This window comes from Oceanospirillum sp., from assembly GCF_048265165.1.
In the GTDB taxonomy this organism is placed as follows: domain Bacteria; phylum Pseudomonadota; class Gammaproteobacteria; order Pseudomonadales; family Halomonadaceae; genus Oceanospirillum.
Map to the genome: position 1 here is coordinate 155,153 of NZ_JBLXCD010000007.1, position 24,794 is coordinate 179,946.

General features: G+C 48.9%; 21 protein-coding genes and 1 pseudogene. 8 read left to right on the top strand and 14 right to left on the bottom strand.

Annotated features, from left to right (window positions below; genetic code table 11):
* Positions 1-20: 20 nt before the first annotated feature.
* The 10 genes from purH to ACN0R8_RS13760 form a co-directional block, all read right to left on the bottom strand.
* Complete coding sequence (gene purH / locus ACN0R8_RS13715; RefSeq protein WP_417598355.1) at positions 21-1,604, bottom strand: bifunctional phosphoribosylaminoimidazolecarboxamide formyltransferase/IMP cyclohydrolase; 1,584 nt, start codon at positions 1,602-1,604, stop codon at positions 21-23.
* Between the two features lie 87 nt (positions 1,605-1,691).
* Entirely contained in the window at positions 1,692-2,006 is a 315-nt protein-coding gene (gene fis / locus ACN0R8_RS13720; RefSeq protein ID WP_417598357.1) for a DNA-binding transcriptional regulator Fis, read from the bottom strand.
* The gene (gene dusB, locus ACN0R8_RS13725) at positions 2,003-3,013 is read right to left on the bottom strand and encodes a tRNA dihydrouridine synthase DusB (protein ID WP_417598359.1); all 1,011 of its coding nucleotides are present in this window, start codon (positions 3,011-3,013) and stop codon (positions 2,003-2,005) included. The genes fis and dusB overlap by 4 nt, the downstream gene beginning before the upstream one ends.
* A 269-nt stretch (positions 3,014-3,282) precedes the next feature.
* Positions 3,283-4,635, bottom strand: coding sequence for an NADP-specific glutamate dehydrogenase (gene gdhA / locus ACN0R8_RS13730; protein WP_417598361.1), 1,353 nt, complete (start codon positions 4,633-4,635; stop codon positions 3,283-3,285).
* Positions 4,636-4,944: 309 nt separating this feature from the next.
* Positions 4,945-5,898 (bottom strand): DUF3426 domain-containing protein, encoded by a 954-nt coding sequence (locus ACN0R8_RS13735; protein WP_417598362.1) that lies wholly within the window; start codon positions 5,896-5,898, stop codon positions 4,945-4,947.
* A gap of 151 nt (positions 5,899-6,049) precedes the next feature.
* The gene (gene prmA / locus ACN0R8_RS13740; protein WP_417598364.1) at positions 6,050-6,949 is read right to left on the bottom strand and encodes a 50S ribosomal protein L11 methyltransferase; all 900 of its coding nucleotides are present in this window, start codon (positions 6,947-6,949) and stop codon (positions 6,050-6,052) included.
* Positions 6,950-7,182: 233 nt separating this feature from the next.
* The gene (accC, locus tag ACN0R8_RS13745; protein ID WP_417598366.1) at positions 7,183-8,523 is read right to left on the bottom strand and encodes an acetyl-CoA carboxylase biotin carboxylase subunit; all 1,341 of its coding nucleotides are present in this window, start codon (positions 8,521-8,523) and stop codon (positions 7,183-7,185) included.
* 57 nt (positions 8,524-8,580) lie between these two features.
* Complete coding sequence (gene accB, locus ACN0R8_RS13750; RefSeq protein ID WP_417598368.1) at positions 8,581-9,024, bottom strand: acetyl-CoA carboxylase biotin carboxyl carrier protein; 444 nt, start codon at positions 9,022-9,024, stop codon at positions 8,581-8,583.
* A gap of 109 nt (positions 9,025-9,133) precedes the next feature.
* Entirely contained in the window at positions 9,134-9,592 is a 459-nt protein-coding gene (aroQ, locus tag ACN0R8_RS13755) for a type II 3-dehydroquinate dehydratase (RefSeq protein ID WP_417598370.1), read from the bottom strand.
* 374 nt (positions 9,593-9,966) lie between these two features.
* Entirely contained in the window at positions 9,967-10,455 is a 489-nt protein-coding gene (locus ACN0R8_RS13760) for a protein-disulfide reductase DsbD domain-containing protein (RefSeq protein WP_417598372.1), read from the bottom strand.
* Positions 10,456-10,643: 188 nt separating this feature from the next.
* On the opposite strand from ACN0R8_RS13760, the gene ACN0R8_RS13765 reads away from it, so the two are divergent.
* Both ACN0R8_RS13765 and ACN0R8_RS13770 read left to right on the top strand, forming a co-directional pair.
* The gene (locus tag ACN0R8_RS13765) at positions 10,644-11,702 is read left to right on the top strand and encodes a DUF2333 family protein (protein ID WP_417598374.1); all 1,059 of its coding nucleotides are present in this window, start codon (positions 10,644-10,646) and stop codon (positions 11,700-11,702) included.
* 163 nt (positions 11,703-11,865) lie between these two features.
* Positions 11,866-12,246, top strand: coding sequence for a hypothetical protein (locus ACN0R8_RS13770; RefSeq protein ID WP_417598376.1), 381 nt, complete (start codon positions 11,866-11,868; stop codon positions 12,244-12,246).
* A 107-nt stretch (positions 12,247-12,353) separates the two neighbouring features.
* Here ACN0R8_RS13770 and bktB read toward each other — a convergent pair whose 3' ends face one another.
* Positions 12,354-13,532, bottom strand: coding sequence for a beta-ketothiolase BktB (bktB, locus tag ACN0R8_RS13775; RefSeq protein WP_417598379.1), 1,179 nt, complete (start codon positions 13,530-13,532; stop codon positions 12,354-12,356).
* A 130-nt stretch (positions 13,533-13,662) separates the two neighbouring features.
* The gene (locus tag ACN0R8_RS13780; RefSeq protein WP_417598381.1) at positions 13,663-15,303 is read right to left on the bottom strand and encodes a fatty acid--CoA ligase; all 1,641 of its coding nucleotides are present in this window, start codon (positions 15,301-15,303) and stop codon (positions 13,663-13,665) included.
* 224 nt (positions 15,304-15,527) lie between these two features.
* Between ACN0R8_RS13780 and ACN0R8_RS13785 the strand changes: the two genes are divergently transcribed.
* On the top strand, positions 15,528-16,598 hold the full coding sequence (locus ACN0R8_RS13785) for an AraC family transcriptional regulator (protein WP_417598384.1): 1,071 nt from the start codon (positions 15,528-15,530) through the stop codon (positions 16,596-16,598).
* A gap of 108 nt (positions 16,599-16,706) precedes the next feature.
* On the opposite strand, the gene ppa is transcribed toward ACN0R8_RS13785, so the two are convergent.
* Positions 16,707-17,240 carry an inorganic diphosphatase gene (gene ppa, locus ACN0R8_RS13790; protein WP_417598386.1) on the bottom strand — a complete coding sequence of 178 codons (534 nt, stop codon included), beginning with the start codon at positions 17,238-17,240 and terminating at the stop codon, positions 16,707-16,709.
* Positions 17,241-17,601: 361 nt separating this feature from the next.
* On the opposite strand from ppa, the gene ACN0R8_RS13795 reads away from it, so the two are divergent.
* Positions 17,602-19,326, top strand: a complete 1,725-nt coding sequence (locus ACN0R8_RS13795) for a protein kinase domain-containing protein (RefSeq protein WP_417598387.1) — start codon at positions 17,602-17,604, stop codon at positions 19,324-19,326.
* 120 nt (positions 19,327-19,446) lie between these two features.
* A pseudogene (locus ACN0R8_RS13800) lies at positions 19,447-19,686 on the top strand (VF530 family DNA-binding protein); the annotation flags it as partial.
* Between the two features lie 672 nt (positions 19,687-20,358).
* On the opposite strand, the gene ACN0R8_RS13805 reads toward ACN0R8_RS13800, so the two are convergent.
* The gene (locus tag ACN0R8_RS13805; RefSeq protein ID WP_417598389.1) at positions 20,359-21,624 is read right to left on the bottom strand and encodes a 6-phosphofructokinase; all 1,266 of its coding nucleotides are present in this window, start codon (positions 21,622-21,624) and stop codon (positions 20,359-20,361) included.
* 330 nt (positions 21,625-21,954) lie between these two features.
* Between ACN0R8_RS13805 and mpl the strand changes: the two genes are divergently transcribed.
* From mpl to ACN0R8_RS13820, 3 genes are all read left to right on the top strand, one after another.
* Positions 21,955-23,343, top strand: coding sequence for a UDP-N-acetylmuramate:L-alanyl-gamma-D-glutamyl-meso-diaminopimelate ligase (gene mpl / locus ACN0R8_RS13810; protein WP_417598391.1), 1,389 nt, complete (start codon positions 21,955-21,957; stop codon positions 23,341-23,343).
* Between the two features lie 225 nt (positions 23,344-23,568).
* Entirely contained in the window at positions 23,569-24,231 is a 663-nt protein-coding gene (locus ACN0R8_RS13815; RefSeq protein ID WP_417598393.1) for a flavin prenyltransferase UbiX, read from the top strand.
* A 49-nt stretch (positions 24,232-24,280) separates the two neighbouring features.
* Positions 24,281-24,790: a hypothetical protein gene (locus tag ACN0R8_RS13820; protein WP_417598395.1), complete on the top strand. Its 510-nt coding sequence runs from the start codon at positions 24,281-24,283 to the stop codon at positions 24,788-24,790.
* Positions 24,791-24,794 lie beyond the last annotated feature (4 nt).

Sequence of the window (24,794 nt, forward strand, 5' to 3'; positions counted from 1 at the left end):
CGACATTCAGCCGCCCAATCTCAGTGCCGGAAGTGACGCATTCCGGTAAATACCATCGCCATGCCGTGCTCATCCGCTGCATCAATAACTTCCTGATCGCGCATAGAGCCTCCGGGCTGAATCACGGCGCTGATACCTGCTTTAGCTGCCGCATCGATACCGTCACGGAATGGGAAGAAGGCATCGGATGCCATAACAGACCCTGGTACTTCCAGACCTTCATCTTCTGCTTTGATGCCAGCGATTTTAGCACTGTACACACGGCTCATCTGGCCGGCACCTACACCAATGGTCTGACCGTTTCTTACGTAAACAATAGCGTTAGATTTAACGAACTTAGCTACCTTCCAGGCGAAGGCCAGATCACGCATCTGTTCTTCGGTTGGTGCTTTTTTAGTCACAACCTTCAGATCTTCATCGGTCACCATGCCCAGATCTCGATCCTGAACCAGCAGGCCGCCATTTACACGTTTATAGTCCAAGCTGTGATCACGCTCACCTGGCCAGTTATCACCACAGTCCAGCAGGCGTACGTTAGCTTTAGTCGCAACAATTGCACTGGCTTTTTCAGAAACTCCCGGTGCGATAATGACTTCAACAAACTGACGATCGACAATCGCTTGTGCTGTTTCTGCATCCAGTGGACGGTTAAAAGCGATGATGCCGCCAAACGCAGATGTTGGATCGGTTTGGAAAGCGAGTTCATAAGCCTGCAGTGGATTGTCAGCAATCGCAACACCGCAAGGGTTCGCGTGTTTGACGATCACACAGGCTGGTTCAACAAAAGATTTCACACATTCGAACGCCGCATCGGTATCTGCTACGTTGTTAAAAGACAGTTCTTTACCCTGCAGCTGTTTGGCTGTGGATACACTGGCTTCAACCGGTTTTTTCTCTACATAGAAGGCCGCTTTCTGATGCGGGTTTTCGCCATAACGCATCTCTTGCTTTTTCTCGTACTGTACATTGTAAGTACGTGCAAAATCTTCGCTGCCACCTTCAACCAAGCGACCAAAGTAGTTGGCGATCATGCCATCGTAAGCGGCGGTATGCTCAAACGCCTTAATGGCCAGGTCAAAACGGGTCTGCTGCGCAACCGCGCCGCCATTAGCGTCCATATCCGTCAGAATACGGCTGTAGTCATTTACATCAACGACAATAGAAACAAAAGCGTGGTTTTTTGCCGTAGAGCGCACCATGGTTGGCCCGCCAATGTCGATATTTTCTACTGCCATTTCAAGGGTGCAGTCGTCGCGGGCAACAGTGGCTTCAAACGGATAAAGGTTTACAGCAACCAAGTCGATACCCTGGATGCCGTTTTCAGCCATCACCTCATCATCCATACCGCGACGAGCCAGAATGCCACCGTGAATTTTAGGGTGCAGCGTTTTGACACGACCATCCATCATCTCAGGAAAGCCGGTGTAATCAGAAACTTCAACTGCTGGTACGCCTTGCTCTTTTAGCAGTTTGTACGTGCCGCCGGTGGACAGAATTTCAACACCGCGCTCGGTCAGTGCTTTGGCAAAGTCAACAACGCCGGTTTTATCCGATACGCTGATTAATGCCCGGCGAACCGGCAGATTTTGTGCTTTGGCAGACATAATGTGCTCTTTTCTCTTATATAGGTGAGTAAGAAAACAGAAAGCGGCAGAGGTGATCTGCCGCTTTCATCAAAAAGTCGGTTTGGGTTACAGCATGCCGTAGGTCTTAAGCTTTTTGCGCAAGGTACCACGGTTGAGGCCGAGAATATCAGAAGCCTGGCTCTGATTATCTTTTGTGTAGGCCATAACTGCTTCCAGCAGAGGAGCTTCAATCTCAGCCAGTACCATCTGATAAAGGTTACTGGCCGGTTGCCCGTCAAGATGGGCAAAGTAATTACTCATCGCTTCTTCAACACTGGTACGCAGTGTTTTCTGGCCTGCCTGAGCCTGGGTGATGATCTCAGGAGGGTTATCGGAGATATCTGTATTACTGCTCATATTCTTATCGCTAAGTGCATTCACAACAGAGCCTCTTCCACAAAAGAAGACACGCCATGTGCCTGATCCGGTTTCAATATAAAGTGCTTAATAGCTGCTTGTTGCTCTTTGGGCTGCTCCAGTCGGTTAAAATACCGACGGAAATGTGCGCCATGTTTATGTGCGCCAAGGTACCAGTTGACGTGTTTCCGGGCGATGCGGACACCCATCACGTCTCCGTAAAACTGATAAAGCTCGTTCAGGTGGCGACTTAAAATGTCTAGGCGTGCCACCGCGTCAGGTTCAGGTAAATGTTCACCGGTTTCCAGATAGTGACTGATTTGTCGAAATATCCAGGGGTGCCCCTGGGCACCTCGACCGATCATTACGGCATCTGCCCCCGTGTAGTCCATAACATAACGGGCTTTTTCCGGTGATGTAATATCACCATTGGCGAATACAGGAATTGAAATGCTCTGCTTTATTTGAGCAATAGTGTCGTATTCTGCTTCACCTTTGTAAGCATCAGCACGGGTTCGGCCATGGACAGCTAACGCCTGAATTCCACTTTGTTCAGCGATATGAGCGATGGTAACGCCATTGCGATGCTCGTGATCCCAGCCTGTACGAATTTTGAGTGTGACCGGAATATCCACAGCCCTGACAACCGCATCCAAAATGTCGGAAACAAGCTTTTCATCTTTTAACAGAGCCGACCCTGCGGCTTTATTACAGACTTTTTTTGCCGGGCAACCCATGTTGATATCAATAATCTGAGCGCCTTGCTCTGCATTCAGGCGGGCGGCTTCAGCTAGCATATCCGGATCCCCGCCAGCAATTTGCACGGATCTGGGCTCCTCTTCGCCGTTATGATTCATACGCAAGCGGGATTTTCGGGTATTCCAAAGCTTTACATCAGAGGTGACCATTTCTGACACCACAAGACCTGCACCCATTTCACGGCAGAGTTGCCGGAAGGGGCGATCGGTAACGCCAGCCATGGGTGCAAGAATAACCGGGCTGTCTAAGGTGTAAGAACCAATTTTAACCATGGGTAACCGTAAAATATAAACGCTACACCATGATATTGGCGCAGAGTTTCGTTAGGCTCTAAAAAGCGCTAAGCATTGTAAATCGAGGGGCGCTAATGATACTAGGAATCCGGCTAGTGTAAAGCTGAACTCAGGAAATGTTGATCAAAATATATACAATATTGCAGCCTGATATGAAAGCCCTGCTGTATTCATACCGACCGCAGGGCATCGTTTGGTGGGAAAGCTGTAGGCGTTGTGCTGTTTATGATGGCCTCTATCTTCAGGCGCTAGACAACGCCTTGCTCGGTCATGGCATCTGCCACTCGGCGAAAACCGGCAATATTTGCCCCGAGTACCAAATTGTGTGGCTGGCCGAACTCTATAGCTGTTTCGCTGCAGCGTTGATGGATGTCATGCATGATCTCTTTCAGGCGACTTTCAACCTGCTCAAAAGAAAGTTGCTGCATACTGGCATTCTGACTCATTTCCAGCTGACTGGTGGCAACTCCGCCTGCGTTAGCGGCTTTTCCCGGCCCGTAGTGGATTTTATTCTCCAGAAAAATTTCTACAGCTTCTGGTGTTGAAGGCATATTGGCACCTTCACTAATACAACGGCAGTTGTTGGACATCAGAGCTTTTGCATCAGATTCGCTCAGCTCATTCTGTGTTGCGCAAGGAAATGCAGCATCCGCCTGATAGCGCCAGACAGCATGACCATCTTCCGGGTATTCATTGATAGGGGTAAACTCCGCGTGGTGATGCTTTTCCAGATAGTGCTGCAAAGACACCCGCTTTCGCTCTTTTAGTTCTTTCAATAACTCTAAGTCGATACCTTTTGCATCGAAAAGGGTACCGGATGAATCTGTTGCGGTTACTGGCTTCGCGCCTAACTGATATAGCTTCTCGATAGTGTAAATGGCAACGTTGCCTGCTCCGGAAACCAGACAGGTTTTACCCGCCAGGCTACTGCCTGAAGATTCCAGCATATTTTGGGCAAAATAAACACAACCATAACCGGTGGCTTCTTTACGTACCAGAGAGCCTCCCCACAGCAGACCCTTTCCAGTCAGAACGCCGTCATATCGACCTGTTAGTCGCTTGTACTGACCAAACATATAACCGATCTCCCGGGCACCAACACCGATATCTCCTGCCGGTACATCGGTTGTTGGGCCGATATGGCGATAGAGCTCTGTCATAAATGACTGGCAAAAACGCATGATTTCCTGATCGGAGCGACCTTTAGGGTCAAAGTTACTTCCACCCTTTCCGCCGCCAATCTGTAGTCCTGTTAATGCATTTTTGAAAATTTGCTCGAAACCAAGAAATTTAATAATGCCGGCATTTACAGAAGGGTGAAAACGCAGCCCTCCTTTGTAGGGGCCAAGTGCTGAGTTAAATTCAATCCGGTAGCCTTTATTGACGTGAATTTCACCTTGATCATCAACCCAGGGGATACGGAACATAATCTGTCGTTCAGGTTCCACCATTCGCTCGATAATATGGTTTTTCCGGTATTGCGGGCTTTGCTCTAATACTGGTTCCAGTGACTCCAGTACTTCTTCAACGGCCTGATAGAACTCAGTTTGCGCCGGGCTTGAAGCCATTAAGCCAGTAATAGTGTTGTGGATATACGGCATAGGTTCCCCTGTTTGAATGCATCATCATGGCAGCTCTTCCAGATCGTTATGAAAGATACCGACTTGCTTATGCTTTTTTTGCATGGGGTGATGATAATAAAGAATAGAGTCGGCATAAATGCTCCAAAAGTGGTCATTCCGATTTATTTTGGTGCAAAAGGTGACTAGTACAGCTGTTTGATAGCTTTTTTTGTATTTTTTTGGTGCGTGAGTGCTTTATCTTGGTGATAAGAAGGGAGGGTAGGTAGATGCTGAAGCAGATTTGTTACGCTTAAAAAGAAGATGTGTCCTTACTAGCCCGCCGGCATTTTAAAGCCGGCTGGATGGGAAGAGGCGGACGCTGAAGTTGTGAGGAGTACTTGTTTTGACTCGGATCGGGAGCGTTAGTGCGATGGGGAGGTCAGGAGGCAGCATCTGATCAGCAAAAGGTTTGCCTTGCAGATATGTCTCAGGTTGATAGATAAATTCGGCGATAGCTTTACCGCGTTCATCCCGCAGCTCCAACAGAATGGCTGGGAAAGGCAGCTCATTAGTCGTTGGGTTGTTCAGTACCAAATCTGCACTGGTTTGGGTGCTCTCTGTTTTAATTGCTTGCTGGGATACTTCCAGTACATCAAAGTCTGAAGGGAGGTAATGTTCGCAGCCTGATAGACTGCAAATTGCTTCGGCAAATCCTGAAAGCCCGGGAGATTGGCTGAGTGCCCGGGTATTACTCCAGAGTAAAATTAAAATCAGAAGCACAAGTCCTGCTGCTGCGCTGGCCGGAATCCACGGGACTCCACGGGGGATCGGAATCTCCACCTTTCTTTTGGCCTGAGGCGGTGTATCTACTTGTGCAGAAAAGTGTAGGTCAGGGCTGATTGGCGGGAGGTCTTCACGCTCTGCTGTCAATGTTGCATCGTTAGGCTGCAGATGATCCGAGAGCTGACTTTCCTCATGAGCAGTAGTAGGGATTTCATCACTTAAGGGTGATCCCAAGGGAATATCTTCTGCCTGGACGTGTTCGGGAGACTGACTGTAGACCTGTTCTGTCGTATACGGTGATGTGGTTTCAGACTGTATTTCGTTATCAGGCTCTTCTATCTGAGACTGAGGTGCGACAGTATGTTGCTTTAATCCCAGTTCAAACAGGTGGTTAGCTGCATTGAAAATTTTCTTACAACGGCCGCAACGAGCAACGCCAAAGGCCTGTTGCAGGTCTGCATCAGAAATAACAAAGCAGGTTGAGCAGTGTGGGCAGCGAGTAAGCCGGTCATCCATCATCGGTCTGTCATTTTCCAACAAGAGTCTGAGTTACATCATAAGATTATGAAAGCAAACAGGCAATCCCATTCGACGAGGATTCCCTGTTTATAACAGCTTCAAGTCATTGATCAAAGCGTGCTTTTTTCGTTTTAAGCCGTGGTTAGGGAGATCAGGATTGAACTTTTGTAGCGCTCAGGCAGACCCACTCTTCTTTCTGATGTACAGGCTCAAAGTCAAACCATGGCTGGTAAGCGGCAATGACTTCATCAGCCTGGTGGGACAAAATGCCAGACAGTACCAAATTGCCCTGATCTTTAACCAGGGCTGCAAGAGTCGGGGCGAGGTCGATCAGTGGGCCAGCCAGAATGTTGGCCAGCATCAGATCTGCTTGTATATCCCCGATTTTTCCGGGGTAATAAACATCAAAGCTCTCTGCGGGTAGGCTATTTCGATCTGTGTTTTCCCGGGTGGCAACCAGAGCCTGAGGGTCATTATCCACGCCATATGCCTTTTCGGCACCTAACAGCAAGGCAGCAACTCCCAAAATACCTGAACCGCAGCCGTAATCGATAACCGTTTGGCCTGATACATCGTGTTGATCGAGCCATTCCAGGCACATAAACGTAGTGGGGTGCGTGCCGGTGCCAAAGGCCAGTCCCGGGTCCAGTACCAAGTTTGTTGCTTCCGGGTCTGGAGCTTCTTTCCAGCTTGGACAAACCCAGAGCCGGTTACCAACCTGTATGGGGTGGAAGTTTTCCATCCACTCCCGCTCCCAGTCCTTGTCTTCGAGGATCTCTAGGCGGGATGCCGGAAAGGGCTGGTCCGGGAACACAGAAGCCCAGCCACTTTGCAGTGCCTCAATCATGGCCTTACTGTCTTGTTCAGCGTCAAACAGCCCTGTAATACGGGTTTGTTGCCAAAGAGGCGTTGTACCTCTGATGGGTTCAAAAAGAGGCTGGTCAGCACCGTCTTCCAGAGTTACCGCATTGGCATCAGCGGCCAACAGTAACTCTTCCAGAACTTCTGCATGGGCAGGTGTGGTATCAATCTTAATCTGAAGCCAGGGCATGGTTTTCTCCGGGACTGAATCTCTGAATTCCTGAGCCAACACTGGCTCTATGTGGTGCATTGTACACTGAATTCGGTAATGATTCGGAGAATGAGTTTCTAAAAAGTTGGTCGCAAATGATGGTGGGTTTGCTCTGCAGAGGGGATTTTCTAGTATTCATATCAAAAAAACCGGAAGCACCTGGCTTCCGGTTTTCAGAGGTTGGTTATCCAAAAAGATATTAACTGAATGGATTACAGGGACAGCTTTTTCTCAAGGTAGTGAATGTTGACGCCACCTTCCATAAAGCCGCTGTCACGAACCAGGTCCTGTTGCAGTCCAATATTGGATTTAATGCCATCAATGACAATTTCATCCAGAGCACTGCGCATGCGAGTTAGTGCAATTTCGCGGGTTTCACCCCAGGTAATCAGCTTGCCGATCAGGGAATCATAATAAGGCGGTACGCTGTAGCCATCATATAAATGACTGTCCATCCGAACCCCCAGGCCACCGGGAGCATGGAAGTGATCGACTTTACCTGGTGAGGGCAGGAAGGTTTTAGAGTCTTCCGCATTGATGCGACACTCAAATGAGTGGCCCCGAATCACGATATCTTCCTGCTTGATACTTAAAGGCAGGCCGCTGGCAATACGTAGCTGTTCTTTCACGATATCAACGCCGGTAACCATCTCGGAAACCGGATGTTCAACCTGTACGCGGGTGTTCATTTCAATGAAGTAGAAACCGCCATCTTCGTAAAGAAACTCGAATGTGCCGGCGCCACGATAGCCAATTTCAACACAGGCCCGCACACAGCGTTCCTGCACTTCACGGCGAATACCATCAGGAATACCAGGTGCTGGTGCTTCTTCCAGAACCTTCTGATGCCGACGCTGCAATGAGCAGTCGCGATCACCCAGGTGAATTGCACTGCCCTGACCATCTGCCAGCACCTGAATCTCAACGTGACGTGGGTTCTGCAGGAACTTCTCCATGTAAACCGTATCGTCACCGAAAGCAGCTTTGGCTTCTGCTTTCGTTACTTGCACAGCGTTGACCAGGTGTGCTTCGGTATGGACAACGCGCATACCCCGACCACCACCACCGGCGGCGGCTTTGATAATGACCGGCAGTCCAATACGGCGGGCTGTCTGAACGACAAATTCAGGGTCATCCGGTAGCGGGCCATCAGAACCCGGAACCGTAGGGACACCGGCTTTTTTCATCGCATCAATGGCAGAAACTTTATCTCCCATCAGGCGGATAACGTCAGCAGTAGGGCCGATGAATTTGAAGCCGCAGCGTTCTACCTGTTCTGCGAAGTCAGCATTTTCCGCAAGGAAACCGTAGCCAGGGTGGATACCCTCGGAATCGGTAACTTCTGCGGCACTGATAATGGCAGGAATGTTCAGGTAGCTATCGGTGGAAGATGCCGGGCCGATACATACAGATTCGTCAGCCAGACGAACATGCATCAGGTCGCGGTCAGCGGCAGAGTGAACGGCTACAGTCTTTATGCCCAGTTCTTTACAGGCACGTAGAATACGTAGCGCAATCTCACCCCGGTTTGCAATAAGTACTTTATCAAGCATGATCGAGCCTTATGAATTCTGGAGTCAAAAAAGAGATGTCAGTCGTTTTGGCAAAACTTAAACGATAGACAACAGCGGCTGATCAAATTCAACTGGCTGACCATCTTCAACCAAAATCTCGCCCACAGTGCCGTCTTTATCTGCTTCGATCTGGTTCATCATTTTCATGGCTTCAACGATGCAGATAGTATCGCCTTTCTTAACCTTCTGACCTACTTCAACGAAGACTTTTGCGCCTGGGGCTGGTGAACGATAGAAAGTACCTACCATTGGGGATTTTACCAGGTGTCCTGCAGGGGTTGCCGGAGCAGGAGCTGATGCCTCAGCCGCTGCCGGAGCTGCTGGGGCCGGTGCTGCCATTGGAGCCGGTGCATACTGAACCTGAGCAGTGCTCATATTACGGCTGATGCGAACAGATTCTTCGCCTTCCTGGATTTCGATCTCAGCAATGTTGGATTCTTCCAGCAGCTCAATCAGTTTTTTTACTTTACGAATATCCATGATCAATCTCTTTTCACTTGTGTGTGGAACATGAGTCAGCGTCATACACTGGCTGTTATTGGTTTTCTGCATAGGCAGAGAATTTCAGGTCTGACAGGGAGATGCCCAATCAGACAATCTTTAGTGTTTTATCATTAAGAAGCTTTAATGCCGCTGAGAGGGCAAAGTCGTAACCCTGTGCTCCCAGACCGCAGATCACTCCCTGAGCTACATCGGACAGATAGGAGTGATGACGGAAAGGCTCGCGGGCATGAATATTGGACAGATGGACCTCAATGAAGGGGATCTGAACGCCCAGTAAGGCATCGCGCAAAGCAACACTTGTATGGGTAAAAGCCGCAGGATTGATAATGATAAAGTCTGTATTCTCGTCGCGAGCGGCATGAATCCGGTCTATTAGTGCATGCTCGGCATTACTCTGGAAGCATTCAAGCTGATGACCTTTTTCAGCGGCTGTTTCCGCCAGATGTTCAGAAATATCAGACAGTGTCTGGCTGCCATAAATTTCAGGCTCGCGTGTTCCGAGAAGGTTCAGATTGGGGCCGTTTAACACCAGAATGGAAGCCATAATTAACTGAATATCCAAGTGACGAGAATGCGAAAAACAAAAAGCAAACAGTTGTTTGAGTCTGTTTGCTGCTAAAATCAGTAAAAAGAAGTTTAACTGTATATAATATCGGTTAAATGATGATAAAAGTGCAGTTTCTTCCTTGTGTTTAAGCGTAGTTTGCCGAATTTGATAGATCTTGTCCAGTTTTCGTCTGTTCTGCTTTGTTTGACTGCTTTTTACTGCGTGTTACTGAATTTTACCTATTTGTAGCAAATTTGGGAAAACTTCCCTTTTCTGGCTTCAGATCCACCTTGTCAGGCTGAAAACAGTGCTCCGCAGGCTTGTTTTTCGAGCCGGTCGCTACTACGACTTCTGACGGCTTAAGACTCTGATTATAGTGCATTCTGTACAAGATTGAGCTGTTGGGTGTGTGGTGGATAGCACAGGCCTGCTTCAGCACACCCCTGAAAGGTAACCTCGATAACAACGCCTTGCCTGACAGCTTCGGCTGGCATATTGAACTGATAGCTGAGTACTGCTTTGTGCCTGAGTATCTCGACATTGCCCTGAAATTCATCCACAACCTGCTCACCACGTGGAATTTCAAGAATGGTCAGATCGGCACTTTCTGGCAGAACAGGCAACACTTTAAAGCGGGAGCGATAGAGATAATGCTTTGGCTCAATTCTCCAGGTCAGGGTTAATTTTGTTCCTTTAAGGTTGCCTTCCAATTGGAACGCCTGCTCTACGGGAAGAAAGCCATCGACGGACGCACTGCCAAAACCGTCCGCTTTTTGGTCAAAAAAGCCAGCTTCAGCACTCAGTGGAAGTGTTGTCACGATTAGAAAAGCCAGTAGTGAAAAAAAGTGTTTTAGGTTCAAGATAAGTCTTCCTTTAGTTATGATCGTAAAAGGCTAACCCTATTTCATAGTGTGCTGAGGTGTTTATGTCAGCGCATTGGGTTTTACCCAAACAAGCCCCATAATAATAGCAGGTGGCTAATAAGATTCTGTCTCTTGCACAGGGTTCCGACCAAAGTGAAATTATCAGCACGCACGAGGAATATAAAATGTTAAAGCAGCTTGGAGCGAAAGTCGCTGACCAATGGGATAACCTGAGAGACCTTATGCCTGGTAGTATGATGGGCAAAGTGGTTGGTAGTGGTCTTGCGGTTTATCTTGTTGTTGCTGTCGGTGTGGGCTGGTACTGGAGCCAGGAACCAGACTCGTTCTCTGTCGCTGAGAATGCCAGGGCAGAGGCGCAGCTGCATGGTCATACGGATAAAGCCGGTACGATTGGTTATGCTACAACAACGACGTTAGTCCGTATTGCAGAAACGTTGCTGGATAAACCTGGCGGTTATCTCACTAATGATCGTTTCCCCCCTGGCCTGTGGCTGGATAATATTCCCAGTTGGGAATATGGCGTCCTGATTCAGCTTCGGGATATGAGCCGCTCCTTACGAAAGGATATATCACGCTCACAGTCCCAATCCACAGAAGATAAAGACCTAACGATTGCTGAGCCCCAGTTTAATTTTGACAGCAATAGCTGGATTCTCCCATCTTCAGAAGGAGAGTACCGCCAGGGCATTAAAGCATTGATTCGCTACCGTGATCGTCTGGTGGATGATAACCAGAATGATGCACAGTTTTATGCACGGTCCGATAATTTAAGAAACTGGCTAATGGACGTGGAAACCCGTCTGGGTAGTTTGTCACAGCGATTGAGTGCCAGTGTGGGTAAATCACAGGTTAATATTGACCTGGCCGGTGACCCTTCGGCAACTCAGTCGAGCCGTAAGCCAGATCAGCAGGAGGTAAAAACGGCCTGGTCAGAGATTGATGATGTCTTTTATGAAGCACGGGGCACGGCCTGGGCTCTGATTCATATCCTTAAAGCAGTAGAGACTGATTTCCAGGGCGTATTGAAGGACAAAAATGCAGAAGTCAGCCTGCGTCAGATTATTCGTGAACTGGAAGCAACTCAGGACGCACTCTGGAGCCCTATGATTCTGAATGGCAGTGGCTTTGGTATGTTTGCTAATCACTCTTTGGTGATGGCGTCATATATATCGAGAGCCAATGCGGCGATTATCGATCTGCGGGAGTTATTATCAAGAGGTTGATCGGGGCATGAGTGAGTCGCGAGTTATGATATGACTCAACGTAATTATAAATAGTATTTATCTCACATCGGAAACCGGCTTTGCATACTTTGCAACAGCCGGTTTTTTTGTCACTCTCGGAGGTGCGTTTTAGTCAATAAAACAAAGAAGAAAGGATACGAATATGAATACGGAGCATTTTAAAATTGCCGTTATCGGTGCAGGGCATGCCGGTATTGAGCTGCTACAAAGGCTGCTTGAAGCTGATTTTGTCGATATTATTGGTGTGGCTGACAGTAATGAAAACGCTCCGGGTATGCTATTGGCCCGAGAGCACCAAGTGTTGACCACAACAGATATGAATAACCTGTTGGTGAATAGCACTGAGATTGACATTATTATCGATGTGACAGGTGTGAAAGCAGTTCGGGATGCTCTTCGCGGCCATATGCAGGAAAGCGGTAACTACCATACCGTGATTATGCATGAGCGAATTTCAGCGCTGCTGTTATCATTGTTTAGCGGTGAGATGGTAGAAACAAAAGCCAGCGATGATTTTTATTAAATAGAGCTGGGTTTAGTGATTTAGGCTTTATGACCTGATGTTGAAAAGGCTCCCACGGGAGCCTTTTTGGTTGCTAAAGGTTTTTATAGATTGAGCTGATCCTGCCCCTAGCGCTCAATAAGCATAGCGATGCCCTGGCCGCCACCGATACAGAGGCTGACTACGGCATATTTACCCTGTACACGTTCCAGTTCGTACAGCGCTTTAACGGTGATGATGGCTCCTGTTGCTCCGACCGGGTGGCCCAGAGAGATACCACTGCCATTAGGGTTTAGTTTGTCCTCCGGCAGGCCCAGATCTTTAGCCACAGCCAGTGCTTGGGCGGCAAAGGCTTCGTTTACTTCCCAGACATCGATATCGTCAACGGATAGCTGATGTTTTTCCAAAAGCTGACGAATGGCCGGAACCGGGCCAATCCCCATATATTGAGGCTCAACGGCGGCAAAGCTATAGCCTACCAGTTTGGCCATCGGTGTCAGCCCGAGCTTCTGGGCTTCACTCTCTGACATCATGGTGACTGCCGCAGCGGCATCATTAAGGCCGGATGCATTACCTGCCGTCACAGACCCCTCTTTTTGGAATACCGGACGGAGCTTGCCCATATCGGCATCTGTACAATCCTGGCGAATATGCTCGTCGGTAACAAATTCTGAGGTGCCTTTACGAGTTTTAAGCTCAACGGGCAGAATCTGATCTTTAAAGCGACCCTGTTCAGTCGCTGCCTGGGCACGCTGATGGCTGAGTGCTGCCAGAGCATCCTGCTGCTCCCGGCTAATATCCCACTTCTCTGCGATATTTTCAGCCGTTACACCCATGTGGTAGTTTTCCATCGGGCAGGTCAAAGCGCCGGTCATGGAGTCTACAATCTGGCCATCACCCATGCGTTGTCCAAAGCGTGCTGCCGGAACCCAGTATTGCGCACGGCTCATTGATTCAGCACCACCGGCAACGGCCGCATCGCAAACACCCAGTTCAATCTGTTGTGCGGCGGAGATAATCGCCTGAAGTCCGCTGCCACAAAGGCGGTTAACAGTCAGGGCGGGTGTATTCACCGGCAGGCCAGCCTCAAGTGCGGCCACCCGACTGATGTACATATCGCGACGGTCAGTGTGCAGTACGTTACCAAAAACAACATGGCCGATCTGTTCTGGTTTTAGGCTGGCGCGAGTAACCGCTTCACGGGTTACTGAGGCGGCCAGAGTTGTGGCCGGAACATCTTTTAAGCTACCGCCAAAACCACCAATAGCGGTACGTACACCGCTAAGGAATACTACTTTTTGTGTCATGTTTTGCTCCTGAGTATTCGCTCTGGCTACCCTGTTAAGCAGCCAGAGAGAGTATTTATACCTTGAGTACTTTTGTTAATGATGGCCGTATCCGCAGGTCATATGTGTAGAGTCCGCCGATAGCTTTGATTTATGCCAGCAGCGCGCGGATCTCTTTTTTATTGATCTTGCCAACGGAGGTTTTAGGAATATCATCGACCATGCGAATCTGGTCCGGAATCGCCCATTTAGAGATATGCCCAGAGTCGACATACTGGATCAGGTGTTGCTGTAATGCCTCCTGAGTCAGCGTCTCATTTTTTGGTACAACCATTGCAAATGGTCGTTCGCCCCATTTGTCATCCGGCACGCCAACTACCGCGACAGCGGCTACACCCTCATGCTGACTAATCAGGTTTTCCAGCTCGATGGAGGAAAGCCACTCGCCACCGGTTTTGATTACGTCTTTGATGCGGTCTTTGATTTCAACGAAGCCGTTTTCATGGATGCTGGCAACATCGCCAGTGTGTAGTCGGCCGCCTTCCCAGAGCTCTTCCTGTTTATCAGTTTCTTTAAAGTAGCCTTGGGTCAGCCAGGGGGCCTGAACTGTGATTTCACCAACAGCCTCGCCATCGTGGGCCGCCAGAGAACCGTTTGCCTCGGTAATTGTCAGGTCAACCATGTTAGATGCAACACCGGTCAGAGTGCGGTATTTCAGTTGCTTGTCTATTGGTAGAGCACGTTGTTCCTGATTCAGGTGGGTTACAGTGAGTAGTGGGCAGGTTTCGGACATACCGTAAGCGCAATAGATATCGGCACCCTTGTCCATGGCGGTTTTTGCAAGCCCCTGGGGCAGAGCGCTACCGCCAATCAGAATTTTCCAGTTATCAAAGCGCGCTTCTTTTCCTGACTCACAGCCAAGCAGCATCTGTAGAATGGTAGGTACACAGTGAGAGAAGGTGACATTATGCTCATGGATCAGGTTAACCAGCATATCTGGCTCGTAGCGGCCGGGGTAGACCTGTGTGCAGTTCAGCATAACGGCAGCATAGGGAACCCCCCAGGCGTGTACATGAAACATCGGGGTGATCGGCATATATACAGAATCAGAGCGTAATAGCGGCAGGCCAGCATAGCTACCCAGCATGCCCACCATGTTCAAGGTGTGCAATACCAGCTGGCGATGGCTGAAGAAAACGCCTTTTGGGTTGCCTGTAGTGCCTGTGGTGTAAAACGTTGTGGCAATACTGTCCTCATCAAAGTCCGGAAACTCACATACAGGCTCTTCCGCCCGCAGCAGGGTTTCATATTCACCGACAAAGGAAATATTTCCCACTGCCTGGCTACTGGCCTGGTCGGTTAACCGAATATAACCATTAACTGTGCTCAGGTGACCATCCAGCTGTTCAACAAGGGGAATAAAGTCATCATGCACCAAAACCAGCTTATCTTCTGCATGGTTCATGGTATAGGCGATCTGCTCCGGAGACAGACGAATATTAACGTGGTGCAGAATGGCGCCCAGCATCGGCACTGCAAAATAGCACTCCAGATAACGGTGACTATCCCAGTCCATGACCGCTACGGTATCTCCTGCCTGAACACCCGCTGCTTTCAGGGCATTGGCCAGCTGTTGCACCCGCTGTCGGAAGCCCCGGTAACTGAACCGAGTTTCGCCCCGGTAGATAATCTCGTTATCAGGCTCAAAACGACCTGCAGAAGCAAAAATTTGCTTGATAAGTAATGGATAAGATTCGGCGGCTTTAGCACCCGGTAGTATTTTGGTTGGCATACTGTATCTCCGATTATTTTTGTTCTGACTGTCTGAGCCTGTTTGCACCCTGCACTGTTTACGAGCTGATGCCTCTTCGCCCATAGGTTTTAACGGGGCAGGCATCAAACAAGAACGAGGTAAGTATGATTTTTGAGCGAAACATGCCCTGGCAACAAGGTCTTGACGTACTAAGATGGGTTAATGGCGTGAAATGATTGTTTTTATGTCTTAGGATAGCCAGAGTGGTGGCATCGTTTTGCGAAACCCATGAGTCACTTTGGAGGCATATGTTCAGGCAAGTGGATCAGGTTAGTGTTATTGGTAGTTGGCCCTTAGTGATTAGTCGGGCTCTTGATCAATATCATATTGATGGCGGCGCGCTCTTAGCTCGGGTAGGGATTGACCAGTCAGTAGCAAATCAGCCGGAAACCCGCTATTCCCTGGCGACGATTGACCGGCTTTGGCGACTTGCCAGGAATTTATCCGGTGATGAGGCTGTTGGACTGACGGTGGCACGATTTGTAAGGCCGACATCCTGGCATGCTTTGGGTTTTGCCATTTGGTCCAGTGATACTTTGATGGAGTGTTTCCGCCGTTTGGCAGACAACCTACGTATGTTTGCAGATTATGCTGATATGTCAGTTACGCCTTTTGGCTCTGATGTTGAGGTCAATGTACGACTGAAAACAGGCCTTCGCAGAGATCAGCTGGCTTCAGAGGAGCTGGATGCTTTTATCGGCACCTCTGTACTGACGGCCCGTCATATTTATCACCCCGATTTTTCGCCGAAAAGTATTTGGCTGAGTCGTCCTCAGCCTCTGAACCCAACACCCTGGCAGCGATTGTTTAAATGCCCGGTTTTTTTTAATGCCGCCTACGAAAAAATTGTTTTTGATGCTGCCGCTATGTATCGGCCATTACTGACAGCCAGCCCTGAACTTGCTGAACAAAATGATGCTCTGGTCGCTGACTATTTGGCGCGACTGGATAGAAGCGACCTTATTACCCGGTTGGAATCTCTTTTATTGAATCACTTGCCTATGGGAAGCTTATCTCTGGAGGCAGCCGCTACTCAGCTGAATTTTAGTCCACGTACTTTTCAGAGGCGGTTGCAGGAGAAAGGGAGTAGTTATCAGCAGGTGCTGGATGAGCTTCGACAGAAGCAGGCTTTACATTGGGTTCGGCTGAACTATCTGACAATAGGAGAGATTAGCTATCGGCTGGGCTTTAATCATCCTGCAAATTTTACCCGGGCTTTTAAGCGTTGGTTCGATGAAACACCGAAAAAGCTACGGAGAAATCTTCTGAACTAGGTGGGAGAGAGCCGTCCGTCCGGTGATACCGATAATAAAAAACGCCGGATAAACCAGCGTTTTTATCAGAACTCTGCTCACATGGCGGGGCAGAGTGATAACAGCTTTTTACTTGCTGTTATTGTAGGCTTCGATAGATTTAACAATCTCAGCACGGGCTTCGGCAGCATTGCCCCAGCCTTCAACTTTAACCCATTTACCTTCTTCCAGATCTTTATAGTTTTCAAAGAAGTGAGAGACTTGCTCACGTAGCAGGGCTGGGATGTCTTCAACATCCTGAATTTCTTTGTAAACGGTGGTCAGCTTGTCATGAGGTACAGCGATTAGTTTCGCATCAGGTCCTGCCTCATCAGACATCTTCAGTACGCCAACCGGGCGGCAGCGAACTACGGAACCAGGCAGAACTGGGTAAGGTGTAATCACCAGAACATCCAGTGCATCACCATCTTCAGACAGAGTGTGAGGAATGAAGCCGTAGTTCGCAGGGTAGAACATTGGGGTTGCCATGAAACGGTCAACCATGATCGCATTGTAGTCTTTCTCGATCTCATACTTGATCGGTGAGCTTTGCGCAGGAATCTCAATTGCTACATAGATATCGTTTGGTGCGTCTTTACCGGCAGGAATTTTTTCAAAATCCATTATTCTGACCCCAGAAATAGAAAACGTTGAATGGAAATTCAGGGAAGATCCCCTCATTAAAAGCTGGCAGGATTATATAGTCACTCACCTGTGATTGCCATTATCACACCGTAGATTCCTACTAAAGAACACACTGGCAGGCTGTCTTTATAGCTGTTGAAGGAGATGTGATCTTTGTGGGGGAAGATTTCCCCTGTTACAGTTTTTATACTCACTATGGCATAGCTGTTACGACAAACACTATTGCATAATATTTGCATATCATCCGATCAGTTAAACTGCAGTATTCAGACCGGCGTCTGAATACGCTAGTGCAGTGCAAAAATATGCAGTTCACCGGAAAACGATCTGAGTTGGTGCAATGACCCGAGATAGTCAATTAAAAATCAGTTATGGCCAGGCCTTTATTGCGCCGGACAGAAACTCAATACGATCGACAATGTCGGTCAGAATCCCAGAAGGCTCTGGTCTGGCCGTAAAAGGTGTGTCTGCCGTTGTGGCGGATTCTACCTGGCGTAATGTTATTGCTAAGCAAGCAGCAGAAACCTGTGTCCGGGGATTTCTGGCGGACTACTATGCTACGCCGGATAATTGGGACGTGAAAACGTCGGCGACTAAAGTGCTGAGTGCTCTTAATGGTTGGCTGTTCAGTCAGGGAAAGAATGTCACGAATGGCAACTATATCAGTTCATTCAGCAGTGTCGTTTTAAAAGGGCGCCATGGTCACCTTTTCCATATGGGGGATACTCTGGTTTATCGTTTACGCGGTGGTGAGTTTGAGCAGCTCAACCGCGAGCATACCAACTTTATCGGTGGTTATCGTTACCCGTCCCGTGCCCTGGGTTTGGACCCCAGTGTTGATATTGATTATCACCAGTTCTCCTTAAAGCAGGGCGATATCCTACTGTTTACCACTCAAGCCAGTAAAGGCACTCTGGTGGCGTCTGATTATGTGCAGCAGATTCGCCATAATGCTTCAGACCTGAATGAGGCCTGTGATCAGCTCCTGAATATTGCGATGGAAAAGGCCAGTGCCCGGGGTTATAGCAGTACACATTTTTGTTTTCAGTTGGTACGTATCGATATGCTTCCTGAAGAGTCTGGTGACACGATAGGGGAGGCGTTTGGTGCTTTGCCGGTGCCCAGAGAGCTGAATATCGGTGACGATCTGGACGGTTACCGTGTGATGGAAGTGCTTAATAAAAGCAATATGAGCTGTATTTACCGGGTAGAAGACAAGCATACCGGCCGGGAGATGGTGCTTAAGGCACCTTCGCCTCAACTGGAAAGTCGGAAGGACTTTTTACGCCAGTTTATTATGCAGCAGTGGGTGGTTGAGCGGGTAAACTCGCCCTATGTCGCTAAAATTGTCGATGCTTCCCGCCCCAGAAATTATCTCTATTATCTGCGGGAATTTGTTGATGGTCGTACTTTGACAGAGTGGATGCTTCAGAATCCCCATGCGGAATTGCGTCGCCTTATTGACCTTATTGAGCAAATGGTAAAAGCGGTTCGGGCACTACATCGACGGGATATTCTCTGCCAGGGATTACACCCGGATAATATTCTGGTGGACCAGCGAGGTATGATCAAGCTGATCGATTTTGCATCATGTGCTGTTCCGGGGACGGATGATTTGCCTTCGCCATTATCCATCGTACGCGTGGTTGGCCTAACTCCCTTTAGTGCACCGGAATACCGTCTGAATCGTGAGCCGGGGCCTAATGCCGATCAGTTTTCATTGGCAGTTATCGCTTACTGGATGCTGACTGGGCAGCAGCCCTATGCCGATCAGATGGATCACTTTCATAGTCGGGTGGACTTTTCCCGACTTGAGTATCTGCCAAGCTATCAGTTTAATCCGATGGTACCAGTATGGCTGGATGGAACTTTGCGTCGCGCACTGCAGCCAAATCCGGAACTTCGTTATCGTCGTCTGTCAGAATTTATCTATGATCTGAAAAAACCTAATCCGCATTATATGAAAGAGGGAGCAATGCCATTAGTGGAGCGTAATCCTCTGATGTTCTGGAAAGGGTTATCAGGTATCCTGCTACTTTTATTAATAGGCAGTATGCTGACTTAATCGATCTGCCCAGCAGATGATTTTACAGTTAAAATATCCGTGAAAGCAGATATTAAAAGGAGTCGGCCACGACTCCTTTTTTATTGCATCGTATGAAACAGAAAAGGCCGGTCAGATACTATGGTTGAGAAAGAGATACCTGCTGCAAAAAAGAAAGCTGTCACATCACAAGATCCTTTGCATGGTGTAAAGCTTGAGCAAATTCTGAACGAGTTGGTTGCAGAATATGGTTGGCCGGGTTTGCATCAGAGGATTGCAGTGAACTGCTTTAAATCAGATCCAAGTATCAGGTCCAGTCTGAAGTTTTTGCGCAAAACACCTTGGGCGCGCCAGAAGGTAGAGAGCCTGTATTTGAAAATGAAGGGTTTTTCCACCGATAAAAGAGCGACGAAAACTGAGGCGCAGCTGGTCGCCGAGGTGAAAAAGTCGCTCGATAAAAACAAAGCTCAGCCTTCAGATATAACTTTGAAATCGAAAGACCCTTGGCTTAAAGCAAAAAGCACACTTGGTCTGAGAAAAGACTAGTATATTTATCCAATATACCTGCCTTCCCAGTTGTTTTTTTACACTGGGTGCAGCTTCGGCCGTGACAACAATGGATATTCGGTATTGCAGATATCGGCGCGCTTTATGCTGCCATACTGAAGCCTGATAAGTAACAACCGAGATTTAAGAAAGGAAAAAAGGCATCCTGCCCTGCCATTTATCCATTATGGCAATTCCATATAAGCTTTCCCAGCATCTTTATAATGGCCAAACCCTTAGATGTAATTTAACCCCTGTCTGTGACAGGCAGATGACATCATACATATCAGGCTGCTTTAAATGCTGCAGCTGCAAAACGCTTAGGTGTCAGATTTTTCGTGCCAAAAAGATTATTAAGTGAAATGCGTTTTTTTGAATAGGTGTGATGCGATAAGAAAAGACAGTGTGTCGGTATGAAAAAAGGCCCTGATGACTACACCGGTTATATGGTGTAATCAATCAGGGCTTTTCTTGTAGACTCTAAAGCCTGCTGAAAGTCATTCAGTATCAGGCTTTAAATTCCGGCAGCTTCTTCTCTGCCAGCTGATGGCTCAGGCGAACATAAGTCGGCAGACCAGTTTTTTCGTCGTATGGCAGCTCGGCTTCACCGCGGATCAGAGGTTCCAGATACTCGCGGCAGGCTTCGGTGATACCAAAACCATCTTCAGTGATAAAGTCCCGTGGCATAAACTTCTCAACATTGGCGACTTTATCCAGAGGGGCTTCTTCGATAACCCACTCAAACGGAGCGTTGCTTTTACGGATAATTGCCGGCATAACGGCATTTTTACCCGCAACCGCCATTTCTACAGCGGCCTGACCTACGGCATAAGCCTGCTCAACGTCAGTCTTGGAAGAGATGTGACGGGCAGCACGCTGCAGGTAGTCTGCAACCGCCCAGTGATATTTGTGGCCTAAGTCTTCACGAACCATGTTTGCCAGTGTTGGTGCTACTCCACCGAGCTGAGTGTGGCCGAAAGCATCTTTAGTACCAGCGTCTGCAATGAAAGTGCCGTCTTCATAGTGTGCGCCTTCTGAAACAACGATGACGCAGTAGCCATTGTCGTTAACGCTTTGATCAACTTTCTTCATAAAGGCTGCACGGTCAAAGGCGATTTCAGGGAAGATAATGATATGTGGCGGCTGGCCCTCAGCCTGCTGCGCCAAACCACCCGCTGCGGCGATCCAACCGGCATGGCGACCCATGACTTCAAGGATAAACACCTTGGTCGAGGTTTCGCACATAGACTGGATATCCAGACCCGCTTCCATCGTGGACAGTGCGATATATTTTGCCACAGAACCGAAGCCCGGGCAGGTGTCGGTGATCGGCAGATCGTTATCAACGGTTTTAGGCACGTGGATCGCTTTGATCGGGTAACCCAGTTTCTCAGAGATCTGAGACACCTTCAGGCAGGTATCCGCTGAGTCGTTACCGCCGTTGTAAAAGAAGTAGCCGATATCGTGGGCTTTAAACACCTCGATAAGACGCTCGTACTGCTCACGGTGCGTCTCCATGTCTTTCAGTTTGTAGCGGCAAGAACCGAATGCGCCGCCAGGGGTGTGACGTAGTGCAGCAACGTCCTGCTCAGAGATAGCATTGGTATCGATCAGCTCTTCAACCAGGGCGCCGATAATGCCGTTTTGACCGGCATAAACAGTACCAATTTTGTCGCTGTGTTTACGTGCAGTTTCGATGACACCACAGGCACTGGCATTAATAACAGAGGTAACACCACCTGACTGGGCATAAAACGCGTTTTGCTTGCTCATCTCTGAACTGGCTCCTGAGAGTCGTTGAGGTCTTAAAGTAGTGGCCATACGGGAGAGGATCAGATCCTTACCCCGTCGAATTTGGCCCCGAAAAATGTCGGCAATACTACTTGAATTTGGCCTCTTTTGCATGGCTGTGGGCAAGTTTTTTCATGCTTTGCAGAGATAGGCTTTGTAAGCACCTGTTTTAAGGTTGGTATTCTGAAATCATCACTATTTAGTTGCAGGCTAATTCTGTTGGGCAAGGCGTCTTCTCATGCTAATCTTCTCTGAATTTTTTCCGGCGTGTCAGAGGTCTCAGGCACGACCTAAATGCTTTAGGGAGTTTTTATGCACCTGCATATTCTGGGTATCTGCGGAACCTTTATGGGCAGTCTGGCGATTCTGGCCCGGGAGCTGGGTTATAAAGTGACGGGCTCCGATGCCAATGTCTATCCGCCCATGAGTACCCAGCTGGAAGAGCAGGGCATCGAAATTACTCAGGGCTTTTCTCCTGAACAACTGGAGCCAGCGCCGGATCTGGTGATTGTCGGTAATGCCATGAGCCGTGGCAATCCGGCGGTGGAAGCTGTGCTGAACAAAGGAATTCCTTACACCTCAGGCCCTCAGTGGCTGTCTGAGCACGTACTGAAAGACAAATGGGTGCTAGCAGTTTCCGGGACCCACGGTAAAACCACCACCACCAGCATGCTGGCGCAGATATTAGACTATGCCAACATGGCACCGGGCTTTCTAGTGGGTGGGGTGCCGGAAAATTTCGGTATTTCCGCGCGTTTGGGCGAGACACCTTTTTTTGTGATTGAAGCGGATGAGTATGACTCAGCGTTTTTTGATAAGCGCTCTAAGTTTGTTCACTACCGTCCGCGAACCTTGATTATGAATAATCTTGAGTTTGATCACGCCGATATCTTCCCGGATCTGGCAGCGATTCAGCGTCAGTTTCATCACCTGGTGCGGACTGTACCCTCTGAAGGTCTGATTGTTTATGCGGATTGTCAGCCCTTGAACGGTGTTTTGGAACAGGGTTGCTGGACGCCGACGCAGATGATCAAAGCACATTCCAGCAAAGCGGGCTGGTCTGCTCGTATGCTGCGTGAAGATGGCAGTCGTTTTAAGGTGCTATTGGATGGCGAAGATGTGGCTGAAGTCCGTTGGTCGCTTTCCGGGCTGCATAATGTTGCCAATGCTGTCGCTGCCATTGCTGCTGCCCGGCATGTGGGAGTGACACCTGAGATTGCCGCTCAGGCACTGGCGGAATTTCGTAACGTGAAGCGCCGCATGGAGCTCCGGGGGGAAGTGGATGGTGTTAAGGTTTATGACGACTTTGCTCATCATCCCACGGCCATCAATACTACCCTCGAAGGGGCGAAAGCTCAGCTGGCGCTCGATCCACATCTGCATGAAGGTGAAGGTCGTATTCTGGCGGTGATTGAGCCCCGATCCAATACGATGCGTCTGGGAACACTGCAGTCCCAGTTGATCGACTGTACTCAACATGCCGATGAAGCCTTCTGGTATCAGCCTCCGGGCCTGGACTGGAACCTTGGCTCTGTTGTTGCCAACGCACCGGTTCCTTCTGAGTTGGTGGGCGATCTGGAACACCTGATTGTCCGTCTGGTCGAAGCCAGTCGTCCCGGAGATCGTATCGTCGTGATGAGTAATGGTGGCTTTGGTGGTATTCATCAGAAGCTGCTGGATGCTTTAGCGATCAAGTCCTGAGTGCGTAAAATAGGGTTGCATTCGCAAAAATGGCTTCGACTAAGATTCATTATCCATGGATGCACTGAGTCATGATGACAACCGTAAAAGGGTTGTCGTGCACTCGGGGCTGCTTTTTCCGTTGATGTTATTTTTGTCTTTCCGGTTTGTCGGATATAACGACAGTTATAGCCTCGCGGTAATCGTAGCCTCGTTTATTTTGTTCTTTCTATTTAAGAGTCTTATATGAGTCATCCCGAACAGCCTTCTACTGATTCCCCTGTGTGTTCCTCTGCAGCTTTAAGCGCCGATAAGCGCGTGACGGTTGCCCTGACCGGTGCTTCCGGTGCTCAGTACGGGATCCGCCTGATCGAGCGTCTGGTGGCGCTGGGCTGTGAGGTTTCTGTGATGATCTCCAAAGCGGCTCAGGTCGTGATTGCGACTGAGACAGAAGAGCGTTTTCCTTCCGCCAGCGATAAGCTGCAGACCTATCTGGTGGCGCGCTTTAAGGCAGAGCCCTGGCAGATTAAAGTGTATGGACGGGAGAATTGGATGGCACCGGTGGCTTCCGGCTCCGGTGCGCCGCATAAGATGGTGGTTTGTCCGTGCTCCACCGGTACTTTGTCAGCAGTCGCCACTGCCGCCAGTAATAATCTGATTGAGCGTGCAGCTGATGTGGCTCTTAAAGAGCGTCGTCAGCTAATTCTGGTTCACAGAGAGGCGCCTTATCATGAAGTGCATCTTCAGCATATGCTGACCCTGACCCGCATGGGGGCTCTGGTAATGCCCGCCAGCCCAGGTTTTTATCATAACCCGCAAAGCATTGAAGATATGGTGGACTTTATCGTCGCCCGTATTCTGGATCAGCTGGGTTTTGAGCAGACACTGATGCCTAAATGGGGCGAGTAGCTCCGGCCTCTAAGGTGCGTTCAAACCTTCTCAGGAAACAAGGATGTTTATGTATCGACTTTCAGCCATCTTGTTGACGCTTCTGATGCTGTCCGGTTGCGTGGGCTACATCGGTGGTGATCTGGAAAATATTGAAACTGAACACTTTGTTCCATATTGCTGGAGTGATCCTAAGCGCTACCAGCTTAAGGTAGACACTGACGCTCCCTACGACTACGCCAGCGAAAACCCTTCTGGTTATATCGCCTCCTGGACGCTGGGAGTCATCCCGACCTATTGGCTCGATTTTGAAGAAAGCCGGATTGAGATTATTGATACGGAGTCCGGTTCAGCGTCCCTTTATCAGCGCGAGGACCGCAGTCGTATCCATAAGTTCTACGGCCTGCTTTGGATGCTGGTTCTACCGGAAAACAGTGATGATGCGATTCCATCGGATGAAGGTGCAGGTATGCGAGTGCCGGAAGCGATTCGCTCCCGGTCAGTGGCTAAAACCCTGAATTTGCTGCCTGATGAAATTGATAGAAAGCAGCTGTGTGTGCAATCTGCTGAGCATAGCTGAATTA

What these genes read in the sequence shown, in the direction of transcription:
- purH (WP_417598355.1), bottom strand. Translation starts at nt 1,604, where the DNA reads ATGTCTGCCAAAGCACAAAATCTGCCGGTTCGCCGGGCATTAATCAGC.
- dusB (WP_417598359.1), bottom strand. Translation starts at nt 3,013, where the DNA reads ATGGTTAAAATTGGTTCTTACACCTTAGACAGCCCGGTTATTCTTGCA.
- gdhA (WP_417598361.1), bottom strand. Translation starts at nt 4,635, where the DNA reads ATGCCGTATATCCACAACACTATTACTGGCTTAATGGCTTCAAGCCCG.
- ACN0R8_RS13735 (WP_417598362.1), bottom strand. Translation starts at nt 5,898, where the DNA reads ATGATGGATGACCGGCTTACTCGCTGCCCACACTGCTCAACCTGCTTT.
- prmA (WP_417598364.1), bottom strand. Translation starts at nt 6,949, where the DNA reads ATGCCCTGGCTTCAGATTAAGATTGATACCACACCTGCCCATGCAGAA.
- accC (WP_417598366.1), bottom strand. Translation starts at nt 8,523, where the DNA reads ATGCTTGATAAAGTACTTATTGCAAACCGGGGTGAGATTGCGCTACGT.
- accB (WP_417598368.1), bottom strand. Translation starts at nt 9,024, where the DNA reads ATGGATATTCGTAAAGTAAAAAAACTGATTGAGCTGCTGGAAGAATCC.
- aroQ (WP_417598370.1), bottom strand. Translation starts at nt 9,592, where the DNA reads ATGGCTTCCATTCTGGTGTTAAACGGCCCCAATCTGAACCTTCTCGGA.
- ACN0R8_RS13765 (WP_417598374.1), top strand. Translation starts at nt 10,644, where the DNA reads ATGTTAAAGCAGCTTGGAGCGAAAGTCGCTGACCAATGGGATAACCTG.
- ACN0R8_RS13770 (WP_417598376.1), top strand. Translation starts at nt 11,866, where the DNA reads ATGAATACGGAGCATTTTAAAATTGCCGTTATCGGTGCAGGGCATGCC.
- bktB (WP_417598379.1), bottom strand. Translation starts at nt 13,532, where the DNA reads ATGACACAAAAAGTAGTATTCCTTAGCGGTGTACGTACCGCTATTGGT.
- ACN0R8_RS13780 (WP_417598381.1), bottom strand. Translation starts at nt 15,303, where the DNA reads ATGCCAACCAAAATACTACCGGGTGCTAAAGCCGCCGAATCTTATCCA.
- ppa (WP_417598386.1), bottom strand. Translation starts at nt 17,240, where the DNA reads ATGGATTTTGAAAAAATTCCTGCCGGTAAAGACGCACCAAACGATATC.
- ACN0R8_RS13795 (WP_417598387.1), top strand. Translation starts at nt 17,602, where the DNA reads ATGACCCGAGATAGTCAATTAAAAATCAGTTATGGCCAGGCCTTTATT.
- ACN0R8_RS13805 (WP_417598389.1), bottom strand. Translation starts at nt 21,624, where the DNA reads ATGAGCAAGCAAAACGCGTTTTATGCCCAGTCAGGTGGTGTTACCTCT.
- mpl (WP_417598391.1), top strand. Translation starts at nt 21,955, where the DNA reads ATGCACCTGCATATTCTGGGTATCTGCGGAACCTTTATGGGCAGTCTG.
- ACN0R8_RS13815 (WP_417598393.1), top strand. Translation starts at nt 23,569, where the DNA reads ATGAGTCATCCCGAACAGCCTTCTACTGATTCCCCTGTGTGTTCCTCT.
- ACN0R8_RS13820 (WP_417598395.1), top strand. Translation starts at nt 24,281, where the DNA reads ATGTATCGACTTTCAGCCATCTTGTTGACGCTTCTGATGCTGTCCGGT.